Source organism: Paenibacillus sp. MCAF9 (assembly GCF_052114265.1).
Classification (GTDB): Bacteria; Bacillota; Bacilli; order Paenibacillales; family Paenibacillaceae; genus Pristimantibacillus.
This window is the reverse complement of record NZ_JBFREL010000026.1, coordinates 19,303-43,669: the sequence shown is the minus strand read 5'-3', so window position 1 is coordinate 43,669 and position 24,367 is coordinate 19,303. Positions and strand designations below refer to the sequence as shown.

Here is a 24,367-nt window from a genome sequence, read left to right as displayed (position 1 = left end):
ACATCCAAGGCTAATTTAGCCAAGTACCAATCCAGCATGTCATAACGTGTACGAGCGATACAGCTACATCTCAACCATTGTTAGCACCTTCAATATTAAACACTCCACATGTCCCGTATGCGGGAAGCGACCGCTTTGCCGCGACATCTGTTACAATCGCTTCATATCGTATCGAATCTACGTTCTTACAGCCAATTATCTTTGTAATCTTTTTCTTTGGTATGCTTTATATCTAGCACGAACTTAAAGTTTTCTTTGAGTTTCATTAATGGGCTAATCTATCATGATAATATACATGGAGGAAAAACTTTATGAAAAGGCGAATGGTCAGCTTGTTTTTAGCGTTGCTACTGAGCTTCCCCCTCCCTGCTGCCTATACAGCAAGCGAGAATACAAAGTCAGACTCTCATTAAGGGTTATGGGGATGGTAGAATTTTAATGCTGCAGGAGGCAATTTGGAAACTTCAATTGAATTGAATAAATGATAATTCTCGTAAAATAAGTTCAAATCATATAAAGGTCCTTCACTGTAAAGGAGTGAGTCTGATGCTGGTTCTTGGAAGAAAACCCGGACAATACATAGTAATCAACGAAAAAATTATCATAAAGGTAATTAAAAGTGAAGAGGGGCACTTACGCTTGGCTATTGAAGCGCCAAAAGATATCTCTATCGTTCGTGGAGAATTACTTCCGGAATTTTCCGACTAAATAATTCTAAAGATTTATGCAACAGTAGTGACCCTTCTATTTACTTGCAGCTTTCCTTAGATATTTAAACAAGGACTTGCTTCGTATGGGCAAAAGCCTATGAGATGCCCTATCCCATTTTTCACAAACAACTGAAACCATAGGCTTTCGTAATTTAGGATAATAACTTTCAAATTTTTTTTTCAAAAAGACTAAACATTTCAAATACATTGTCGATATATAAATTAATCTCATATTCGATTACTCATGGACGAGTAAATACGCATGTAGTTTCAAGGAAGAACATTTGAAACAGATGCCTATTTATTCGTCTTTTTGCTGTTTAAATGTAGTTTTTTACAAATGAATACTTATTTAATAATTACGAGACTTAGGATGAGCAAATGAGTCGCCGTCATTCTTCAGGAGGAAGAATGACAGTGGTTTGTTTGCTCATTTTTTTATGTCAATTTACTGAGCGGGATAAGGGGATGAGCTAATGCTCATGTTAGGGAGAAGACCCGGAGAATATGTGCTGATCGACAACAACATTATGGTAAAGGTCATTAAGAGCGATGAAGGCCATTTACGTTTGGCGATTGAAGCACCAAAGCATATTTCTATTGTTCGTGGAGAGTTATGGGAAGAAAACAATATAGCCTTAGAAACGGCAAAAAAGGTCGATGCTCCTGCCACTTAAGGACGAGTGGTGAAGTCAAGGAAGATAACAGTTTGACTTACAAATCCTTGTTTTGGATTAGCGCGCAATCCATCAACGACTTGTGAGTACAGGGTATGCGCTTCAAAGGATGCCAACGGATAGGCACCTAAAACACACCACATGGAGGTAATGAGAAATGAGAATTAACCACAACATTGCAGCACAGAACACCCATCGGCAATTAGCAGGCAACACAGGAGCAGCAGGAAAATCTTTAGAGAAATTGTCTTCCGGTCTTCGTATTAACCGTGCGGGCGACGACGCTGCAGGTCTTGCGATTTCCGAAAAAATGCGAGCACAAATCCGCGGATTGGATCAAGCACAGCGCAACGCGCAAGATTCGATATCCCTGATTCAGACGGCGGAAGGAGCTTTGACCGAAACACATAGCATCCTTCAACGTATGAAAGAACTCGCAACGCAAGCTGCCAACGATACGAACACTGCTGATGACCGCGGTGAAATTCAGAAGGAAATCAACCAATTATCAGCTGAAATTAACCGTATTGGTAATACGACCGAGTTCAACACGAAAAAACTGTTAAATGGGGATATTTCGGAAAAATCCGGTGTTGTAACGATTGATAAAACCACTAATCCTTTCAATGCGGGAACGACGACTATTTCGAATCCGGACTTAGATAAGAACAGTTCTCTGAAGGCAGGAAATTATACAGTAGATGTTACAGACACTGTAACGAAATCCGCAACCCATACTGCTGATAATGCAATTAAAAACGTTAGCGTTGGGGCAAACTCAAGTCTTAACAGCGGCGATTATGAAATTCGTATTGGCCAAACGCAAACGAAGAATGCATTGCTTGATACTCCGGTCGGCTCTGTAACAGGCGTTTCGATTGCTCCTACTTCTACTTTGGCTAACGGTGCACATGAAGTAACAATTACAAGAACAGATTCTGTTGCAACCGGGGCATTCACCGGTGCCAATACAGGCCTTACGGCCGATGGTATTACGGTTACAGGTAACAACCCAGTGTCTGGAAGCTTTGATATAAAAACTGTAGGCGTTTTAGGTGCGGTAAACAATGGTACTGTTGCCGCAGGTGCGGCTGGTGCCCTTACTTTGAGTTTAGATAATTCTTCGGCACTGAGCAATGGAGTAGGATATCAACTTGCTTATGCAGATGAAGGCAACGGTATTTTTAGTGTTCAATTAATGGATACCGACGGCACTACAGCTTTAACAGACAAAGTTATTCTTGATAACAACGTACAAAATTATCAATTCAAGGCATTGGGAACATCTAATGACTTCGGTGTAAGCTTTAAAACCGCTACTGGCGTTAATACCACATTAACTGGAGCTAACGCAGCCGGAAATCACCAAACATTTGATGTAAGCAGCACGGTTACATTAAGTCAAGGCGGCAGCACTGTAGGTACTACATCTATTGCTGCAGGTGCTGCTGCAGGTAGTGTAACAATTGGAGATTTCACGATTGCCCACGGCGTTGGTAACACAATTATCAATGGAACTGATAGCTTTACTGTCACTAATGAGCTTGCAGCATCATTTGACGGCGGACCTGACGTAACCTTTACTGCCGGCAGCACAGTTACCTTCGCAAACGGAGTAAGCATTGATACACGTGCTGATAGTACAACGTATAGCGCTTCTAACACTTTTGACCTTACCGTTGGTACCGCAAATGCTTATACTGCAACAGTCCACGATGCCAATGGCGGCGTTGTGGTTGGCACGCAAACGTTAACGTTTGAGGATGGCGGCACTTATAACCTGGGTAATGGCGTAGATCTTACTATCGGTACACTTACTGGCCCTACAACACATGGATTTAGCGTTACTGCCGCAACAACGAAAACCGCTACGCTGACAAATACAACAACTGGTGATACAACTAAGAAATCTGATATTGCAGCCAACTCCACGATCGATTTTGGAAATGGCCTCAAAGTAAATATTGGCGCAAACACGAATGGTCAAGCCGCTTTTACAGTTGAAGGCGGTGTTGAGGACAAATCCTTGTCGATGCAAGTCGGAGCAAACCAAGGTCAGTCCTTGTCCATGAATGTTGCAGACATGCGTGCAAGTGCTCTCGGTTTAACTTCTTCTGATACATCTGCAGTAATTAAAGATAAAAGTGGAAAAGTGATTACAGGCGCTGCTTGGACAACTACGAAACAAACCAATAATGGCACTGATAACGTTAATGTTGAGTACTCCCTTGATGTTTCGGATGCTACTAAAGCTTCTGGAGCAATTGCAGTACTAGACAATTCCATTAATGCTGTATCCGCCGAACGTTCCAAATTAGGTGCATACCAAAATCGTTTGGATCACACCATTAACAACCTTGGAGCTGCTTCTGAAAACCTTACTGCCGCTGAGTCGCGTATCCGCGACGTGGATATGGCGAAGGAAATGATGGAGTTCACTAAGAACAACATTCTTACTCAAGCAGCACAATCTATGTTGGCTCAAGCCAACCAACAGCCGCAAGGCGTACTGCAATTGCTACGTTAATTTCCCAAAATCCCGAAGGGGCTTTCCCAAAGGCCCATTTATAACTTTTCGCTTTCCACTTATTACTAATTTTTCATATAAAAACAACCTCCATCTCCACTTTATCATAGGTGGACTTGGAGGTTGTTTTGCATGAAGTCTGGGTTTCTCTCCAGAACGTCTGCCACGGATTTCGCTCTATTTATGATACGGTTGAGCTCACTACACTTAAGGCAGCTTGGTTCTATCCCTTCTAGCTGTAGTGTGTTAGCGGCAGTCGTGGTCACACTACCAACCTTAACGCTATGTTCTCGCTTGCAACGCACTTCTGGCAACCAGCATATATCCGGCCCCCCGAATCGTAATGATTCTCTCAGGATTGACAGGGTCAGCCTCGATCTTCTTACGTAAGTTACTGATGTGTACAGCGACGGTTCTCGTATCCTCCAGACTCTCCATTCCCCAGATGAGCTGAAACAACATATCAACAGTGACGACACGGTTAACGTTTTGTGCCAAATAGGACAGTAGACTGAACTCTTTTTTCGTTAAAAAAATAGTTTCACTACCCGTGATGACGGACTGTGCGTAGTAATCCAGCGTCAAACCCGGTAACTCTAGCAGTTGTTCCCTTCTGCCCGTCGACACTCTGCGAAGGTGAGCCTTGATCTTGGCCATGAGTACTCCTGGACTAAACGGCTTGGTCACATAATCGTCGCCGCCATAGGATAATGCGCTGATTTTGACCTCGTCCTCCTCACGGCTGCTCAGAAACACGATCGGCGCATTCGTTAAGATACGTGCGTTTCTGCACCAATCTATGCCGTTTTCATTAGCCAACAATACATCCAGTACAATTAAATCCGGCTCGAACGACGCAAGCAGTTTCATGGCTTCTGCCCCGCTGTAGCTGTAGGAGCATATGAAGCCTTCACGCTCGCAATACACCTGAACAATCTCGCATATATTGGGATCATCATCGACGATCATAATTTTGTGCATGTCCATCATGCTGTCACCTTCTTTCTTCTACAATACAAGAATACAAGGAAGCGATACATAGAATATTGCCCCCGTCTTGCCGTCGCTCTCCGCTCGAATCGTCCCTCCATGCGCTTGGACGATTTCCCTGCAAATCGCCAGCCCGAGCCCGCTGCCCTCTATACCCTTCTCCAGGCCCGGTCGATCATACCTGTAATTGCGATCGAAGATTTGCTCGAGCTGCTCTGGGGGAATACCTATGCCTGAATCTTGCACGCTAATGATTGCACGGCGGATATGATCCTCTTCTTCAACAGCTAATGCAATACGCACCGACCCACTGCTAGAAGTGAACTTCATCGCGTTCGACACTAGATTAAACAATGCCTGCTCTAATCTTTGCGCATCCATTTCGACAACAAGCACGTTAGGGCGTTGATCTTCCATATCTCTGAAATCCAGCGTGAAATCCAACCCTGCGTCACGCACAACTAGCTCATATTGTTCATAGAACCGGCGCAAGAAGTCAACCACATGAACCTGCTCCATTCGGTACGAGACTTGTCCCGTCTCCAAATGCGACAAGAAGGACAACTCCTCGATCATGCGGTTAACCCTTATCGTGTTATCCCGGATATACTTCAAGTACTGTTCATTACGTTCCGGCTTGACCCTGTCCTGCACAGCTTCTACATAACCAAGCATACTGGACAGCGGCATACGCAAATCGTGCGTTATATAGGCAAGGAGCTTCTTCCTCCCTTCCTCGGAGTGAAGCAACCGGTCATACGACGTGCGGAGATCATCATGAGCAGTGGATAAGGCCTGTGTGCGCTCCTGCACGGTTCGTTCCAAATTCATATTCATTTCGGTCAGCTTGTTGTTAGCGTCCTGCAGTTCACGTGCAATCCTCTCCTCGTTGGATGCCGCCCTCGTAAATCTCGAAGAAAGCAGAATCATCTGTGCGATCGTAAACACCAACAAACCAAGCGGAGATGTATTTCCGATCAGCGACCATTCGTTGTAATATAAAAAATCGTTGACGACAGTAACTAAACCAACCACCGACACGAGCAGGAAGATTAGCGCTCCCTCCATACGCCGCATAGCCGCTTTGACTAGACCAACCATCAGATAAACCATATGCAGAAAAACCATCACACCGATCATCATTAACATTTTGGTATATAGAAGTGCAGGGGTCACCACAACAACGATACAGAATGCGCCGGTAACGATCCGCGTGACAAGATGAAACCAACGCGACACATAATTCGGAAAAATGCTATCAAAGTACATCGTCATGATATAACCAATGCTGCAAAGAATCAGGTATTCGATCTTGAACTGCAATCCCCATGGAAAAGATGGCCACAATTGTGTGAGTAAGAGCTCGCCGACCAGCAAGGATCGGATACCGGACAACGTGGTGAACAGACCAAAATACAATGGAGCCCTGTCTTTGCGTCGCAGTCCGAACAATAGCAGATGATATACGCCAATCACAAGCAGGCCTGCGGTGGTGAACATTTCTGCGGCGATTCTCAGATTTGTCCTAACCGTTAACACATCACTGCCGCCGAGCTCTATATACTTGGTGATGCCGCCTCGCTTATGATGGAAGTTGGCTACTTGCATAACCAGCTCTACCCTGTCATTTTCGGGCTGAAAGAACACCAGCTTCGTTGCCAGATGCGGTGTCACGCTGCTCTTGTCCTGCCCAACCACACCAACCTCTGCCAACAGCTCGCCATTAACCCATAATTTATACGCATGAAAGATGGTAGGCATCCGCAGAGCAAGCCGCTCATTCCTATCCTGCTCGCTAAGCTTTATGACCACCCGAAAGGTTGCAAAGCCTGTACCGTTCAGCCGCTGACCATCTAATTGATAGCCTAACCATGAGCCAGGGATGCTGATCCAGCGATCATGATTTCCGTCCCTTGCTAAGCGATTCTGTATGTCCTCAGGCGACAGCAGCTCTTGCCAATAGAACGCCCACTCCCCTTTTAACTTTACCGGGTTCTCACTGACATGAGCCTGCGTTAAATCCAGAATGCCTTTTTCACTTTGGAACTTAGGGGAGTCCGGTGCAGGGACGACGACATAGCTTACAACCGAACCAAAAACAAGGGCAGCAATTATATAAAACAAGATAGTACGAGAACCGAATCGGAGAATTCCCCTCATTATGAACCAAACCCCAATCTGCAAGAGCACAATAAGTAAGTAGATTATCTAAATCATATCATCATTATAGGAAAATGTACCCTGCAAATATCTATGAGGCGTTGAACACAAACATCACGATGAGGTCCTTTTTTGAACGTAAGAAAAACCGTCCACCCCCGGACGGTTAATTAACGTGTAAACCCCTGTTTTAAGCAAGAAGAATATAACGGGTAACGAAGCAGACTCACCGATGCAGATCATAGCGGTAGATTCAAATACATTCGAACTTCAATATACAAGTAAATGCGGCTCTTAACTACTACTTCCTTACGAGCGACACTCAGCACTCCACATGACTTGTGTGTCGGTTTCTAAACTTTTGGCTTAATAAATATCTGTATCCGAGATATTTGGTAAGGACGGCCCTACCGATATGTGAATTTAATGATTCCACGTCTACCCAACTAGAAATTGTCGACATGCAATCAGGGAGCATAGACCTCCGGATTATCGTCTCGCCAGGCACCTATGCAGCCAATTAAACAGGCCGTGTAGCTTCTCATCACTCTATCAATCTCACTATCCGCATATTCAATTACGATATTTATGCCCGGCTTGCGCCATGCCAAAATTCGACCGAAAAATCCAGGCCAGTCACATTCTTCATCCAGTTCAGGTTGACCATATGCCTTTATCGACTCATCCGGTATTGAGCTCATCGTGATTCCATTGGGAAGCTTTCCGGGAAACGGAGCTTTAATTCTATCATCCGACCCGGGTGCAAGAAAATGTAAGGCGCCAATGATCCATCCATCTTGAGTTGTATATTGAAGTCCAGTTAGATCATTTATTTTTGGAGCGCGATAAATATCGATGCGTATCGATGATTTCACCGACCAAATGATATCATCGCTGAAATAGCTGTTCGGAGTCGGCATTCGCTTGACGCCGAATGATTGCAGCAAAGCTTGAACATTCTTAGGATTGTACGGATGGCCAAGCATCTCAATGAGCTGTTCAGATGGTTCTTTCATGCTTAATTCCATTCCTTTCGCTTCACTCAATGCACACAACGTGATGAATTCGTTGCGTGTGGAGCAAACTTTTTTCTGATAATAACCGTCCACCGTCTCGATGGCTTCTGAATATGACGTTATTGAAAAACAAAAGTATTTCGTTCCTGTCGCAGGCTCAACATGTCCCCAAAGGGAGCAAAGGCTTCTGCCCTAATGGCCGTATGTATAACGACTAATATCCATTAATCGCAAATCAGCTTGGAAAGAACGTTCAACCTTTGTGTCGGTTCGGCAATGCATCATGGGCAGAGGCCATATTTTCGCTTGCCGTTTGTTGGAACAGCCAACTTCAGAAATTGAAACCTTTCCCCCTCAAAGGCTGCCGTCCACATGAGGCCATCCAAATAATAGTTATCCAACTCCTCGGCTATCCTCGTGGGTGTGCCCTGCTTGGCTTCGATCTGGGCTCTTGAATCACTTTGTAACAATCCATAGGGAAGCGGACCGACATATTTTCCATGTTTCTTATCTTCTTCCATGATCTCATAAAATAAGAAAGCGTGCCTACTTTCAGACTACTCGCTTGCAGGTGCAGCTTCCCAAATTCTTGATATCTCTTCCAATACGACATCCACGGATTCTTGTCCTTCATTCGAGCTGAAAAATATACTTTCTACAATTTTTCTCCAATCTTCAGTAACACTTTCCCAATCTTGATTCCAAGTAGTTAAGATATGTTTATACGCTTTGACTGGTTTATTACTTGAAGGAGCAGGATATCCTAGCACATCTTCAATGCAGTTTGCTAGTGGAAACACGTGAATTACACTTCCAACGGCTACTTGGATTGGTTCATTAAACTTCATAGCATGTTCCGTTCCAATATCTAGGTCATGAACTACGTACGGTTGAAAGCCCATTGCCTTCAAATACTTTACAAGAGAAATAATAGTCGCTTTACCTCTTGCTTTAACTATTTCCCAATTATAAGTCACATCTTTCCTTCTATCCTCGCTCATTCTATTGATTGTCTCTCTGAACACAATATCTTCTGTGTCACCCTCAATTATTAGTATTTTCCTAGCGAAAAAGACCTTTGCAATTGAATCATCTATTTTAAATAGCATTTTAACGTAGGTTTGATCGTCTTCATGTAAAGATTTAAATGCCTTACTTATGTTAAAAGGATTTACTCTGATAGATTCAACTTCCAAAGTTTTTTCGTTTTTTTGAACTTTTTCCAAAACAAATTGTAAGCAATTCAATATTTGTGATGATTTTTTTGAATGAATGTAGTTTCATACTTATATCCCCCTCGAATAGTTCAAATAGTCCGATAGCCCTATTCATATATTCGAGGGAAATTCTGGTATCCCTCTTCTTCTACATAGTTTTACAATTTCAAACAGAAATTTCTTTCCACTTGTATGGTATTCACATAGTTGAACATTTGAGCAATACTGTCACATCTCAATTAATCGCTTCGAACCATCAATATTAAGCACTCCACATGTGTCGAGAGTGTAAACAGTAAAAAAATCAAACGACATTTCTGCCATTTAGTTTCATTTACTGAATATCAAGTATCACCTCTTTGCATCAATCAGACGAAGCAGCATAATCGTCGCTTCAGCCCGAGTAGCAGAATCCGTAGGCGCGAAACGATTACCGTTCTTGCCCTTAATTATTCCCAAATCAGCGGCGGCAGCGACGGACGGAAGCGCCCATGGTTTAATATGCTGCTTATCGGCAAATGAGACCTTAGCGTTCGGGTTAAGCTCGCCGTCGTACAGCCTCATAATCAGGACAGCCATTTCGGACCTGCTAATCAATTGGTTCGGACGGAAGCTACCATCCGCGTAGCCTTTAATAAGTCCAGCTTGCTCCGCTTCCGAGATATATGACCTTGCCCATACAGGAATCTTATCTACATCGCTGAAATTTAGCGACATACCGCCTTTAGCTTCGAAATCAAACGCCCTCGCGGCCATGACAACGAACTCCGCGCGCGTAATCTTCAAATCCGGACGGAAAGTTCCATCACCGTAACCGCTTACAAGTCCCATATTGACAGCGCGTTCTATCCCTTCTTTGGCCCAATGACCAGCAATATCCTTGAATGTTCCGGAATTTCCCGCTGCTTGCACTGTGATGTCTACTTTCGTTGTCGGCTCGACAACAGTATCAGTAAGATCGCTTTTCACCAGCTTCACGCGCGTTAATTCTACTGTCGTCTTTGCCGTATTATTGCCAATTACTTCGAACGTGATTGCTGCGAGCTCGACTTTTCCCGATAGGCCGTCAACCTTGCCAACCTTCGTATGCGCGAACACGACAAGGCCAGCCTCAGGAGCAATCGGAACGGAGAACCCTTGCAGCAAGCTTGCGCTTTTTTTGTACAATAGTTTGTTTTTATCGTACTTCAAATTGATTTCGAAGCCATATACATCGGTAAGATCCGATCCCGTCACCGTCACCACAACTTGATTTCCCTTAATGGATGCATGAGTGGAGACTGATAAGCTAAAGGAGGCGTCCTTGGCCATTGCGTACGCCGGCAGTACGGAAAGTGCAAACCAAGCAGCTAGAAGCATCATTACGACTCGATATTTCAAGAGAATCCCCATCCTTTCGAGATTTAAGATTTGATCAAGCTAATATTTGCGATTCAAACCTCACGCTCTGCCGCAGCAAATCCGTCAACTAAAGGGTTAGTTGCAAGTGCCGTATCGTACATCTTTTTGTCAATTATGAAGCCAAAAATAAAGAAATGGCGGCTCAGAGTTACCTTCAACCAAGGCCACCATTTCTTTATTTTTACATGCAATTAATTCAAAATTTTACGAGCCAGAATCGAGATATCAACGATGTCAATTTTACCGTCGCCATTCAAATCCAACCTTCTGTACTCATTCCAATTTGAATCTTGATCATTTTTACCATAAGCTGAAGCAACAATCGCAAGGTCACCAACACTTACTCTATTGTCGTTATTGTAATCTCCATCGATTGCTTTAATTCTTGAATCATTGAAGCTTTGCAGAGCTGCGTGCAGGTTCTTGATCGCCTCTTCAATATCAGCCTGGCTTACTCCCTGAGTTGACACCACCACTTTAGCGGTATCAATTGCTGCCTGTAGAGTTGCTCTCGCGCCTGATGGATACTGGCCAGGATTTACACCTTCAATTGCTGCATCGTGCGCGCTTTGCGCTTCCGCAATAAGAAGCACCAAGCCCAACTTATCCATCTTATTAATTTGGACTGTGTGGGTTGCACCAGCCCAATCTGCCTCTTGGCCCGCGCCATTAGCAACCGTTAACTGAGTGACACGAATGGAAGCGATCTGCGAATTATCCGTTGCAACAGCTTTAAACTTCAGCCTAATCAATCCATTCGTCATATTCGTATTTCCAATATTAGTCGCGATGGTTCTAAGCTTGCCATCCGTATTAACTTCGCCAACTAGCTTGAAATCTTGCTGGAGCGATTCCATTGATACAAAATCCAGCTTATCCGCATCATAATTAATCGTAATATCTAGCGCTTTGACATCTTCTTCAGAATGCGCCAAGCTGAAATCAACATCAAAGTTTTTGCCGCCTTCAATCGTCCCCGGTCCGGTCAGCAACGCGCCTTCTTGACCGCTGATTGAGATCAGCACGCTGCCGCTCAAACTGGACCCGATGGCTTTCGCCGTTACTTTCACGACGCCATTCATTTTGGCTGACAGCAACCCCGTCTCGCTAATGATCGCCGCATTTGTCTCCGAACCGTCTTCTGCGGTTACCGACCATACGGCGGGCACTCCCGCCAACATTTGCAGCGTGCCGTCTTTCGTCGTGATGGAAGTCGCTCCGGCCTCGCCGGAGACTGCCAGCGTAGGCTCGTTCACAAGTGTAACCACACCCCATTGTGAGCCGTTGGCATAAGACTGTCCAGTCACGTCGTGCCACATGATAATATCCTGACGGCCACCAGATGCTTTCGCGTCATTGATCTGCAAATCAAATCCAATGACATGATTAACCGCAGGAACAGCCGCTTTAAAGGGGATCTTAGTTTCAATGTAATAACCGCCATCCACGACCTTGGCATAAGACTCAACACCTGCACTGATACTGCCTGGATTAAAGCTTTTCTCATTCAGATAGTTAATACGGTATTGTCCCATTCCTGTGCCGTAGGAGGTTTGTTTACTGTTGGTCTCATCCACAAAGATCTCGACTGAGTCCTTCTCATGCGCTTCGCTGCTGCTGCTGTTCAGCACAGGGTCTTTTACACGCACCAGAACATACAGGTTAGTATCGTCCCATAGCACTTTAGCGGAGCCATCCGTCGGACCATTCACCATTGTAAGATGCTTAAGGATCGGCAGCGTAGCGGTCGTATTCCAGCGTGGGTCGAGCTCGGAGCCGCCGAGAACAGGCGTACCGTATACGGCTGTCCCAACTCCGCTAGGTAACAGCTGAAGCGCTTTGATTGCGTTACGCAGAGCGTAATATGAATGATCCGCTGCTGCCTGCCCAATCTCACCATTTGAGGCGGCAGTTTTGGCCTCACTTAATGCGCTTGCGAAAGCGTTCCACGAAGAGACTGTATGAATTGCAGCGTCCTTATCCTTGACGCTCTCAATCAAAGCGGTCAGCAAGGATTTGTCGACCCCCACAGGAGCAATCGGGTTCGCGGACCCACCGCGGCCGACTTTGACCTCGTTAAAATAAGCTTCTACTTTCGCAATTTCTTCTGCTGTCAGCACCCTGTCGTAGATGAGGATCTGTACGACTCTACCCATGAAGCGGTAAGGGGTTGCAGCCGCCATTGTGTACCCAATGCCCAGATCCGATCTGTTCCCTGTAAGCGCCTTAGCATTAGTTCCAGGGGTGCCGATGACGTTGTTATTAACAAAAACAGCTCTATTGGTTCCGTTTAGCTGCGCCCGAACGCTGACCAGATTGTCAGTGGCTGCGGTTGTAATTTGTTGCCCGCCCCCCGATACGCCGCCATCCGCGTTACCAAAGCGGACGTTAACTCTGTTTATTCCTATACCAAGATTAATACCACTCCAGCCGTCGTTGGCGGCCCATGTTTGGTACGACTCGTTCAATCCGAAATAAACAAGGCCATTTTGATCGCTGGAGTTGTTGGCTGTGCTAGTTGGCCTAACCAGCGTGTAGATCGTCATCTGCGTACTGCCATTATAATCTTTGAAGCCTGCAGCTTTTAGCGGCCTTGAGTTCGCCGTGAATTCTACATAGTCGTATACATCTTTTTTTAGCGAGGGGTTCCCGTTTGGTGTTCCAAGATTATCGCCGCCGCTGCCAGGGACGTTCGCCGGGACAAGCTTCGCTTCAACGCTTCCCATATTTGTCCAACCAATCACGTTGCCGCTGCTATCTTTTTCCACTCCTTCATCGGCCTTGAGCCATAAGTCAAGACCATTTCTAGGAATATCAGCAGGTGCCGTATCGCTGACCACAACACGAGCGTGCGACTGACTTAGCACTTCGCCGTCTGCCGCCAGTACATAAATAATGTAGGGACCTGGTAACATAGGTGCAGCCATTCCGAGCATGTCGCCAGAGGTCACTGTTTCATCGTCGCCGCCATCAAAATGTCCGCCGCTCGATGAGGAAATCCAAATTTTCTTAGTCGCATCGTTCAAATCGTGCGCAAACCTGACTGTCCCGCCAGGGGCTACTGTCACGTTAGCCGGGAGCAACTTATTGGCCACTGATACTGTGGTTGTAAAGTTGAAGGTTATTGCAGGCATCGAAGAGCTGCCTACCAAGTTCCAGCTTCCTGCAGTGCGGATTTCGTACCCATTCGCCACGGGCTTGCCATTAAGTGTAAAGCTGTAATCATTACTCAACGTCAATTTAAGAGGCTGTACCGCTGAAACTTCATAGCTTTTCCCATTTTCCACGTTGGTGGCTGACGCGCTCGCGTCGACGTATGCCGTATGCTTGGAAGTGGCTGTTGCTCTGCCGTCTCCATATACGATATAAAGTTTGTATTCGCCTGCGGCAGACGGAGCAAGGATTGACGTTTCGTCGCCGGCAGCTTTTGTCATCGTAGTGCCTTCTTTAAAGACCGTTGTGTTCGCAGGCGCAAGCCAAACCGTATCTTGCGCTTTTAGCAGACCCCTGCGGCTCAGTTTTTCACCTTTACCCATGATGACGTTGGAAGCCAGCTCAAACTCGGTATCGGCAATGAGAATTCTTGGAATCATATGCGTGTATTCGTTGGTAAGACCCGAATTCAAAACGATTTCGTTGCCCTTAACCGGCCATATGCGGTCTTCACTTTTGTAATTATCGTAAGTAATCCTAGGGCCGCCATTCTGGTTGTTATTCCCGTCCACATAACCTTCGACAGCAATCATATCGCTTTTGCGCTTCCAGTTGTTAAATTCATAAAGACGGCTCTGTCCAACAGCATGGGAGAGCTTTGACTGCACGACGTTGCCGATCATTTTGATGAACGTGCTGCCTTCGTCGGGATGGAAACCGTTCGTCCAGTTGTTGGAGGTCGTAGGTTTGCCCGTTGGATTCGGATCAAGGAAGTTATAGTTCATCTCTGTGAAATTCGTCCAGTTGTCAGAATGCCAGTTACTATTCTTGTCGGTGACAGGGTTGTTTGTCAGATCGTTGACGGTGTCCCATGTTCCTCCGCCCGGCAAATTCCCCGGATCGCCCTGCCGGCCCAATGAGTAAATGGCTCCGGAGTCGTTAACTATCGTGCAAATTTCCTCTACCCGGTTATAGTTTATTTTGTTATTTCTGGAGGTTGTAGAGATTACTGGGGACCTCGCGAGACTTGTTTCATGCGTACCGTGGTACGGGCCGCCGGTCTTGTTGGACCCTTGGGCAGTAAAGCCGAATCCATCGTATTCATCCCAGCCCCAGCCGATGCTCAAGGCGCCGTAAGTGGCGTCATAGAAGTAGTTGTGCAGTACCTGCATGTTCGTTGTATAGAATGAGGTTAGGGAGTTGGCCCCCGGGAATCCGTAGCAGTTCCTAAACAAAAAGTTATTTGTGATAAAAATATTTTCCGGTACAGCTTCCGTACCCGCCTTAAATTTCTCCTTATCAACGCCGGCCCAGTTCCTTATTGGCGTGCCAGAGACCGAAATACTAGATTCATGCTTAATCGATTCATCGTTTTCATAGATATGTTGCGGATGTCCGATTACAACACCAGAAGCGAGCGTATCTGCGATATAGTTGCCTGTGACTTCGATGTCCTTAACATCGTTCTCTACATGGATGCCATTAAATCCGGTAAGCCCGATCTCGCCGTTCAGCACTTTGATGTTCCTCGCCGCGTTAATCATAACCGCTGCTGGCGGTATGTCATACCCTCGGTAGAAAGTCTCATGCCAGTTGATGCTGCTTGGGAAGTAAACGGTGTTCACGATAGAGCCTTGTACTGACGCGAAGCCGCGGGAGCTGGTCGTTACCGGACCGGATCCGTCGCTAAGTGTATAGGTGCCCGTTAGTTCAAATAGCTTGTAGTCGGTATGGGCAAACTTCAGCCCGTTAAAGGTTATGTGTTTGACACGTCCATCGTCCGAGCCCTGGGCAGGCTTCAATCGATCTCCTACAGCAATCCCTCTTATGTCGAGGACCTTCTCATGCCTTGGAATGACCACGTCAGCGGTATTGATATCCTCGCCTGCAAGCGGGATATAATAAAGTGTGCTTTCCGCCTGGTCGAAATAGAAATCTCCGCGTTTATTGAAAAATTCAAAAGCGTTGCGGATGACTTGGTTGTTACCTGGATTGTATTGCGTGTTATTACTTAAAGACTGTGAAATCGCACCATATGGCATCTGGAAACGGAGCATGACACCGCCGGGCTTATTGCTGGCTGCCGGCGCCTGTTCGATCGACGCGAAGGTGACAAAAGGCCTCGACCATCTGGCTGTGGAGCCGCCCATGCTTTCCGCTTCGATGTTTTGGGGATTTTTCGTTGCCGTCGTCAGACCCACGCTGGCATCGAATACGATAGCCGCACGGATGTTGCTGCCGCTTTGCCACGCCCAAGGGTTATTGGCACCGGAAAAGCTGGCTGTCGGGGTGCCGTTGACGGTTCTGTTGGTCGAAGCGATTTGCGGGCTCAGCGTCATGTTGGCGATCTTATCGTTTACATAGATCGCGCGCAACTTATCGTTCCGGTTAAGGGTCGTTTTGTACGCCGTTAAGCCGCCCGTCTGGGTTAGGCCTAAAGCCTCTGTCCATACGCCTTTTTCCAGCATTTCACCAGCGCTGATTACCGGCTTCGCACCCGGCGCCGCCTCATAGCGAATCGTGCTGCTTGCGCTTCCGGAATCATCCTTGTTAAAAACCAGGGTTTCATCAAGCGAATAATAGCCATCTGCAATTTGAACAACGATATCACCGCCGGTCTTAGGCAAAGTCCTTACTACTGCTTTTGCCTTGGCAAGCGTTTTGTACGGCTTATCTTGTGTTCCCTCACCTGTGTGATCATCGCCATTTGTAGCAACATAGATAGTTGCGCTTGGTGTAGTGTCAGCCGCGTTTGCAATTGGCGCACTGTCAGCCGCGACTACTACCGACCCTGAGAATGGTAGCATGGGAAATACCATTACCAAAGTCATAATCCAAATGAATGCTCTTTTTCTCACTTTCATAAAACCTCCCTGGATATAAGTAAAATCTTATACACATTGCCGCCTAAGCGGTATTAGTCCCGGTTTCTCTGCTGTATTTGTCAATAATAAATACAGCCCGTAACTTCCACGAAAGGTAGTTTCTTCTGGTTGCCATTAGGTAAAAATGTTGAGCAGATTCCGAACTTTATTTCACCCCCCTTGCATTACCATCCTTGTTCATGGAGCAGAATTCTGGCTGCAAACCTTAACATTCCCTTTGACTGAGCAATTCTATTTCCAATAATGGAAGCGCTGTCAATCAATGCTTTTATGATACCAGCCTCTAAGAATATTCCCAGAGACTATTATTGGACTGTAAGTAAAATTCACGGGACAATAAGTAAACATAGTGCGCTGCGCCAACCTGAAAATACGGAGAAAAGACACCTTATCAGATGTCCCTTCTCCCACTTCACATGCGTCACTTTAGAATTGCACCTGCAGTCAATGCATTTTCGATCTTTTCGTTGCCTATTAAATAAACGATGATCATTGGCAAGCTGGACAGCAGCATACTCGCGCCGATGAGTCCCCAATCCGTAACTCCCACATTGATAAAGAAACCAAGCAACCCGACTGTAAGCGGCCTGAATTGATCCTTGGAAGCAATAATAAAAGCAAGCGGAAATTCGTTCCAGATTCGAATGAATATAAGAACGCATTGCGTCACGAGCGCTGGCATTACGATTGGAAATATGATTTTAATATACGTTTGATAGACATTCGCTCCATCTATGCATGCTGCCTCTTCCAGCTCCTTAGGCAATGAACGAAGAAAGGCATACAGCATCAGTACGCAGGAAGCGATGGCGAAGCCGGAATACGGCAAGATAAGGCCCAAATAACTATTTTTGATATGCATCCATTTAACGAGCTGGAATAAAGGAATAACGACTACTTCGATTGGGACAATTAAACCCATAGATACATAAAACAGCATTATCGAATTGAATTTCCACTGCATGCGGCTGAGGCAATAAGCAAGCATGCTGCCCGTTGTCAACGTAATGGCGATTGTGCCTGCGGTATAAATCACGCTGTTCTCGAAATACGTATAAAAATGATATTTGGACAGCGCTTCGCTGAAGTTCAGCCAGTCCAAGGAAGACGGCAATCCAAAAGGATTGTCGTAAGCTTCGCTTTTGGACTTCAATGACATCGTTACCATCCAGTACAAGGGAAACAAAAACGTGCATCCCACGGCTACCCAAAACACTCGATTTAATAATTTCAGAAAGCTCCCCCCTAGCTTAAAACTCCAGTTTTTCTCTGGCAACGTACCTTTGAATGACAAAGGAGATCAAAAGGCATTCCAGAATAAAAATAACGGCGATCGCAGTACCCTTGCCAAATTCGGAAGTATCAAATGCCGTATAATACATCTGGTAGATGACCGTCCTGGATAGATCTCCTGGGCCTCCTGCCGTCATGACTCGTACATGCGAATAAAATGCCATTGAGCCTAATGTAGACAGAATTAGTACGTATTTGATTACATTCTGCAGCAAGGGGATCGTAATTCGTAAGCAAACTTGAATATAATTAGCACCGTCGATCAAAGCCGCTTCATAGTAACTCTTGGGTATGGTCTTGATTCCTGTATAAAACAGCAACGCGTTCAGTCCAATATATTGCCACAGGAATGTCACTCCGATGCTGGGCATTACTGTTTTCTTTTCCGTTAACCACGAATGCGTCCATGAGCTGAGCCCTAACGATCGGAGAATCTCGTTAAATAAACCCCAATTTGGTTCGTAGAACGCTAACCAGATCTGTGCAACAACCGTGACCGACAAGATAGCAGGGAACATCGCCACCGTCTTGAAGAATCGACGAAACTTCGGTGTTTGAGCATCCATAAAAAGCGAAAGCATCATGGATAGGGGCAGCCCCAGCAATAATGAAATGGCTACAATGAGATACGTATTCTTATGAGCGGTCCAAAAGGATGGGGAAGCCATCACTTCTTTGTAATTATTTAAACCAACAAAACCCAAGTTTCTAAATCCGTCATGCTTATGCAAGCTCATCCAGATCTCCGGAATCAAAGGGTATACGCAGAATAAGGAAAACAGCAGTAATGCCGGGAAAGCAAACACAAATATAGACACTTTGGTGCTAAAGTACTTGTTCATCGCTCTCTCCACCATTTAGTTTGTGTCTAAACCCCCTTGGATCAATCCAAAGGGGATTTAGCTGTTATTGCATCTTTTACTTGTCAAACCACGTATTTTCGCTCCAGATCTTGTTCATCGCCACATTAAAATCATCGGCTGCGAACTCACCCGTTAGTAAATTCGCTCCTTGCGTAGATATTTCGGATGACGTCCTCGCATCTAGGGAATTAAGAGCCATGGACGCGATTTTATTAGGAATCGGATTGTACCAGTCAACGAACTTCTGCATAAGCGGGCTCCTATCCATCGCCTGGTTGCCTGTCTGCAAAGATATGGGAGCACCGGTAGACTCGAAGTATAGCGCATCCGCCATGGCTAGAAATTCGGCAAGCTTGACGGCCTCTTCCGGGTTCTCTGTTTTGCCGTTGACTGCATAACCGTTAAGCGGGGAACCCCAGAACTGCACGGTCTGTGCAGGGTTATACTTATCGCTGGCACTTGGGAATGGGAAGAAATCAACCGTTTCGTCTTTTGCGAGATTTGGCAGCTCCCAAGTAAACATCCATAACATAGCCGCTTTTTTGGACGTAAACATTTCCATCGCCGGACCGTAATCCACATTTGCAATACCGTCTGGGAACACGCCTTCCTTGACCAGCGTTTCGATGCGAGCCGCTCCTTCCTTGACGGATGGATTGTTGAAGTCCGTTTTGTTGCTGACAAGGTCTGCCATCGCCTGCGGATCTCCGATTTGAATCATTTGCTGCAGCATAAAGAGCTTCGGTCCCCACCCGTCCTTGCCGGGAGTCACAGCCGGTACCATGCCCTTGCTCTTGAGCGTCTTCGAGATTTGAATCAGTTCATCGAACGTGGTAGGCACTTGAACCCCCGCTTCTTCGAACATATCTTTATGATAGAAGATAACAGGGGTGAAATACGTGTCCGCTCCGGAAGACAAGCTGTAGATCCCGTTATCGACATGCTTTAACGCATCCGGCACCGCATATTTGTCCAAGAAACCGTCTTTCGAAATATAAGGTGACAGATCCAGAATGCTGCCAGTGCTCTTGAGCGGCGTAAAGTAGCCCGCATCATTCCAGAATACGTCCGGCATATCCCCAGAAGCATTCAACGTCTTCAATTTGTTTGCCATATCCTCGCCGCCGCCGCCGGGCTCAAACTCGACTTCAAGATTGGGAAGCGCTGCAGCAATATTCGGTTTGATGAATTTTTCCATAATGTTGTTGCGATTCTCGTCCGTCGTAAGCGTTATGACTCTCATCTTGATTTTTTTGCTGTCCGTCTTCGTCGTATTCTTGTTATCCTCCTTGCTTGTTGCCAAGGGCGACGGATTGTCGGACGGCTGGTTGGACTTGGTTTCATTCCCGCTGCTGCATGCCGATGAAACCAGAAGAGTACTTGCCATAAGGAACATAGCTGCTGCCTTTAACTTCGTTTTCATTGTTTACCTCCCCTATTTGTCAAAGCGGATATCGGATTGATTTTAGATATTGAAAGCGGTATCAACCTTGAGATAATTTTACGAATCTTCCCATATTTAGTACAGAGACTATTCTCGGGCTAGCAGTAAAATTAACGGCAAAAAAATAGACGATAGAGGCAAAGTTTTCACTTTCCCCCTAACGTCTGTATTGAAGTATAGGCTATCGGATTTGATTCACATATTTGCTAGGCGTGATTCCCATATATTTTTTGAAGCATTTGCTGAAATAGTTGGCGTCCGCATATCCCACCCGGTTCGATACGTTTTGAATAACCTTCTCTCCCTGATCAAAAAGTTCCTTTGCTTTAATAATCCGTATTTCAGTCAGGTAGTCATTGATCGTAAAGGTCGTTTCTTTCTTAAACACGAAGCAAAGATGATTGTAATTCATATGAACACTCTTTGCGATATCTTCAATTCGCAGTTCTTCATTGCCGTAATGCCTCGTAATATACGATTTGACCTCCTCTATCACTTTGACGGCTCTATTCGTTTTGCGACTATGTACATGATCCATGGACTTTAGAATTAAAGTACGTATCCAGTCCTCCAACTCGTTGAAGGTTTTCATCCGCTGAACGTGTTTTATCATATCGGGTTGTGTCGTATTTCGGAAGACATCTTCAAAGCTTTGCGACGCTTCGGCCAAAAATTCCAGGCATGTGGATACGAATTCGATTCCGGCGAGAAGCAGCATTTCCATAGACGCTTGTTGGACGCGAGTATCATGAAAAAAACGCGAGAGCCATTCTTCTGTCTCGGACATGTTCCCGATTCGCATGAGCATCAGCAAGCCGCTTCTTTTTTCCACCGAGAACAATCCGACCTTTATCCCGGTTTCCGCAATCAAGGAATGAGCGAACACCTTGTTGCCACCCCATACAAACCGCTGCTTCAAAGCAATTAACGCTTCCTTGTATGAAACTGAGATCAACTCAAACGTTTCGCAGCCATTCCCTAAGCCAATCGTTACCGTACAGGCCAAATCGTTCTCTACGTTCAATCGAATCTGTTCGCAAATCGATTCCAGCTTGTTGAAGGAGCCGTCAGGCGATCCTATGATCAGAACCAGACGATCATCATGATCATGACAGCTGACACACTGAAAGGCGCCTTGCATATCATTTTGAGCGATTTCTTGTACCTTGGCTTTACGAATCAGCATACCCTCCTCAAGATTCCTCTCCTCGCTTGAATCCAGGTCGATGACAATTGCCAGGTAATGCAACCCTTCCAACTTTATTCCCAAATCATGTAATCGATCCCAATCGGAACTGGATCTAGTAATAACGTTGCCTTGCAGCCAACCGTTCAGCACTTGCTCCTTCATGACAGACAAGCCATCGCTTGCCTGCTTCCTTAGATCGTCCAACTCAAGCTTGCCCAAACGCTCCGATCGTATGAGCTCCTTTATATCCAGTAAGGAGCTTTGAAGTTCTTCTTCGTTAATGGGTTTCAGCACGTAATTAGAAACGCCCAATTGCACGGCCTGTTTGGCATACACAAATTCGCTGTGACCTGACAACACCAGAAATTTTGTTTTCCGGTCGCGCTCCTTGGCTTTGTGTATAAACTCCAATCCATCCATAATCGGCATATTCATATCGACCAACACAACATCAGGCTCTACCTCGGTCATCAGTTCCAGCGCTTCCGCCCCATTTTTTGCCTCCCCCGCGATTTGAAAGCCCAGCTCACTCCATGGTAGCGAAATCTTTAAGGCTTGTCTGAAGTAATATTCATCATCGACGATTAGCACTTTGTACATGCTCTTTCCTCCTATTCTATTCATTTCTTATTTTGCGGATAATAGATATGCCTGTCTCATGGATGCGGGCAGGAGCTAATGATGACGAAGGGGCAGTACAATTATAATTTTCGTATAAACGCCGTACTCGCTTTCAACTTGCAGACCGTATCTTTCCCCGTACAGCATTCGAATTCGATTAAATACGCTTGTGATCCCAAACCCGCTGGTTTCATCAGGAATGCTGTATCCTGCCATTATCGCCTTGGTTTGATTCTTGTCCATACCCGCCCCGTTATCGTAAATCTCGATTTCCACATTGTTCCCGCTGCGCTTTCCTGTAATGCGTATGATTCCTTTTTCCTTTTTGAGCTTCAATCCGTGATAGATGGCATTCTCCACGATTGGCTGCAAGGTCAATTTCGGTATCGAATAGGACAAAATTTCATTGTCGATTTCCATCGTATACTCCATATATTCCACATAACGCAGCTGCTGAATTTCCAAATAGCTTTCCGTTAAACGCATTTCTTCGCCTATCGATATGATATCGTTGCCTTTGCTTAACGAAATCTTATAGAAATTCGCCATATATTGGGCTGCCTGTATGGCTTGCTTCCCGAAGCCCAGCTTAATGAGCGAAATAATAGTTTCAACCGTATTGTACAAAAAATGTGGCTTCACTTGCGATTGCAGCAATTTGAATTCGATCTCGGCCTTTGTCCTTTGTTTCTCGACGTTTTCGGTCATAAGCGCCTCAATGCGATCCATTAAACTATTGAAGCCCTCGCTTAAATATCCGATCTCATCTTTTGATTGGTAGGAGCTTCTGACTTGCATCTTTCCCGTCCGGATTTCTCTCATGGTCTTGGCAAGCCGGAAGATGGGTCGCGTGATCGACCGGGACAATAGGAAGGACACAATTAATGCTAGCAGCAAGCATGCTGCGCCGATTCCTATAATCAATTGATTGATTTCTTTCCGATCAGAAGAAATATTATTCATCGGGATAGCGCTTACAATTGTCCATTTCAACGGTTCGAAGCGATGGGTGAATAGCAACATTTCTTGGCTTCCGCTGCCCTGGGTAAATGTTGTGTCTTTACCATTCTCGGGAATGCTTATGGAGACAGCTTCCTTAAAATCCCGGTATAACATAGCTTTATTTTGTGAAGAGATAATTCTGCCCGCGGAATCGACGATATAAAATTCGCCGCCCTTGTTTTTCCCTTCCTCATAAATCGAGGCAATAGTCGTTTCTTTCACGTACAAAAAAATTCTGCCTATCATTTTACCGGTATCTTTGTGAATGACCGTTTTAGAAACCGCAAATACGTTGTCTTCACCTTCATACAAGAAGCCGAACTTGATCAAACCTGTCCAAGAAGGTAAATAGAAACGATCATCCGCTCCATAACCATCGCCGAATATGCGGGAAGCATAAGCGTTATCGGCAAACCCGACGTCCACCCAGTGATGATTCGAGGTGAGAATGCTTACCGCTTTGATTTTTGTGTTAGGCTCCACAATATTGCTGATCGTCTCTGAAAGAGTTTTTTTCATCGATAGGTTATTTAAACCTTCAACCGGCTTGCTCGCATAGAACTCATTATTTAATAATAAATCGTTATACAGCACGTTCTGCAATCGATAATCGCTGGCTAAAATTTTTGAATAATCTTCCATTGTAGAAATCAGGGTGTGAAGGTTATTTTTGATGAGCACAAGCTCTCGAGATGAATTATTGATCTCTTTCTCAATAATGGCCTTTTGTGAAATCGTGTTGGAAAAATACGACTGAGTGGAAATAAATACGACAATGATTAATAAGTTAGCGATGAATATTTTATTTTTAATGGAAATACCGCCTATATACTTCGAGAACCCTTTCATAGCGCGATTGCTTCCTTTCTCTTCCATAAATCGTTTTTTGTGGGAACCCTGACTATGAGAGTAGGCTAATCTGAAGGGTGTGGAGAGGACGCCTTTATGCATAAGATATTTATGTGGGGGATTACTTTTAAGAATAGCATAGGTTTAATAAGTGTCAATTTGAATTGCTTGTGTTTTTACTCAGTTTAAATTTACTAACAGCGGACTTCAATCCAATTCGACCGCTCTCAATCTCTTGCACGATGGCTAATTTCTCTGAGGCGCTAAGTTTATTTTCGGACATGAAAAATACTCCCCTCACAGCAAACAGGTTATATATTATTTCACCTGTCTACCGTATGGGGAGCATATCAAGATTCAATCTGCAGAG

The 24,367-nt window shown here is 45.2% G+C and carries 17 protein-coding genes; 3 read left to right on the top strand and 14 right to left on the bottom strand.

The features are described 5' to 3' along the window. The first annotated feature begins 546 nt into the window (after positions 1–546). From AB4Z45_RS25885 to AB4Z45_RS25875, 3 genes are all read left to right on the top strand, one after another. Positions 547–708 carry a carbon storage regulator gene (locus tag AB4Z45_RS25885; RefSeq protein ID WP_076269473.1) on the top strand — a complete coding sequence of 54 codons (162 nt, stop codon included), beginning with the start codon at positions 547–549 and terminating at the stop codon, positions 706–708. A gap of 478 nt (positions 709–1,186) precedes the next feature. Next, positions 1,187–1,387, top strand: coding sequence for a carbon storage regulator (locus tag AB4Z45_RS25880; protein ID WP_441912461.1), 201 nt, complete (start codon positions 1,187–1,189; stop codon positions 1,385–1,387). 157 nt (positions 1,388–1,544) lie between these two features. Beyond that, positions 1,545–3,914 carry a flagellin N-terminal helical domain-containing protein gene (locus AB4Z45_RS25875; protein ID WP_441912460.1) on the top strand — a complete coding sequence of 790 codons (2,370 nt, stop codon included), beginning with the start codon at positions 1,545–1,547 and terminating at the stop codon, positions 3,912–3,914. Positions 3,915–4,196: 282 nt separating this feature from the next. On the opposite strand, the gene AB4Z45_RS25870 is transcribed toward AB4Z45_RS25875, so the two are convergent. The 14 genes from AB4Z45_RS25870 to AB4Z45_RS25805 all read right to left on the bottom strand — a co-directional run bounded on the left by AB4Z45_RS25870 (position 4,197) and on the right by AB4Z45_RS25805 (position 24,280). Further along, positions 4,197–4,904 (bottom strand): response regulator transcription factor, encoded by a 708-nt coding sequence (locus AB4Z45_RS25870; RefSeq protein WP_441912459.1) that lies wholly within the window; start codon positions 4,902–4,904, stop codon positions 4,197–4,199. Positions 4,905–4,922: 18 nt separating this feature from the next. Continuing rightward, on the bottom strand, positions 4,923–7,064 hold the full coding sequence (locus tag AB4Z45_RS25865; protein ID WP_441912458.1) for an ATP-binding protein: 2,142 nt from the start codon (positions 7,062–7,064) through the stop codon (positions 4,923–4,925). Between the two features lie 467 nt (positions 7,065–7,531). Further along, a complete protein-coding gene (locus AB4Z45_RS25860) occupies positions 7,532–8,080 on the bottom strand; it encodes a hypothetical protein (RefSeq protein ID WP_441912457.1) in 549 nt (182 codons plus the stop codon). A gap of 281 nt (positions 8,081–8,361) precedes the next feature. Then, positions 8,362–8,601, bottom strand: coding sequence for a hypothetical protein (locus AB4Z45_RS25855; protein ID WP_441912456.1), 240 nt, complete (start codon positions 8,599–8,601; stop codon positions 8,362–8,364). 36 nt (positions 8,602–8,637) lie between these two features. Then, complete coding sequence (locus AB4Z45_RS25850; RefSeq protein WP_441912455.1) at positions 8,638–9,306, bottom strand: TOPRIM nucleotidyl transferase/hydrolase domain-containing protein; 669 nt, start codon at positions 9,304–9,306, stop codon at positions 8,638–8,640. 342 nt (positions 9,307–9,648) lie between these two features. Further along, positions 9,649–10,677 carry an S-layer homology domain-containing protein gene (locus AB4Z45_RS25845; RefSeq protein WP_441912454.1) on the bottom strand — a complete coding sequence of 343 codons (1,029 nt, stop codon included), beginning with the start codon at positions 10,675–10,677 and terminating at the stop codon, positions 9,649–9,651. Positions 10,678–10,730: 53 nt separating this feature from the next. Continuing rightward, positions 10,731–10,856 (bottom strand): hypothetical protein, encoded by a 126-nt coding sequence (locus AB4Z45_RS25840; RefSeq protein ID WP_441912453.1) that lies wholly within the window; start codon positions 10,854–10,856, stop codon positions 10,731–10,733. A 33-nt stretch (positions 10,857–10,889) separates the two neighbouring features. After that, positions 10,890–16,715: a sugar-binding protein gene (locus AB4Z45_RS25835; protein ID WP_441912452.1), complete on the bottom strand. Its 5,826-nt coding sequence runs from the start codon at positions 16,713–16,715 to the stop codon at positions 10,890–10,892. A gap of 442 nt (positions 16,716–17,157) precedes the next feature. Beyond that, a complete protein-coding gene (locus AB4Z45_RS25830) occupies positions 17,158–17,895 on the bottom strand; it encodes a carbohydrate ABC transporter permease (protein ID WP_441912451.1) in 738 nt (245 codons plus the stop codon). A 91-nt stretch (positions 17,896–17,986) separates the two neighbouring features. Then, the gene (locus AB4Z45_RS25825; RefSeq protein WP_441912450.1) at positions 17,987–18,871 is read right to left on the bottom strand and encodes a carbohydrate ABC transporter permease; all 885 of its coding nucleotides are present in this window, start codon (positions 18,869–18,871) and stop codon (positions 17,987–17,989) included. Positions 18,872–18,947: 76 nt separating this feature from the next. After that, positions 18,948–20,315 carry an ABC transporter substrate-binding protein gene (locus AB4Z45_RS25820; RefSeq protein ID WP_441912449.1) on the bottom strand — a complete coding sequence of 456 codons (1,368 nt, stop codon included), beginning with the start codon at positions 20,313–20,315 and terminating at the stop codon, positions 18,948–18,950. A 202-nt stretch (positions 20,316–20,517) separates the two neighbouring features. Further along, positions 20,518–22,125, bottom strand: coding sequence for a response regulator (locus tag AB4Z45_RS25815; RefSeq protein WP_441912448.1), 1,608 nt, complete (start codon positions 22,123–22,125; stop codon positions 20,518–20,520). 75 nt (positions 22,126–22,200) lie between these two features. Then, positions 22,201–23,997, bottom strand: a complete 1,797-nt coding sequence (locus AB4Z45_RS25810) for a cache domain-containing sensor histidine kinase (RefSeq protein WP_441912447.1) — start codon at positions 23,995–23,997, stop codon at positions 22,201–22,203. Between the two features lie 154 nt (positions 23,998–24,151). After that, positions 24,152–24,280: a hypothetical protein gene (locus AB4Z45_RS25805; RefSeq protein WP_441912446.1), complete on the bottom strand. Its 129-nt coding sequence runs from the start codon at positions 24,278–24,280 to the stop codon at positions 24,152–24,154. Positions 24,281–24,367 lie beyond the last annotated feature (87 nt).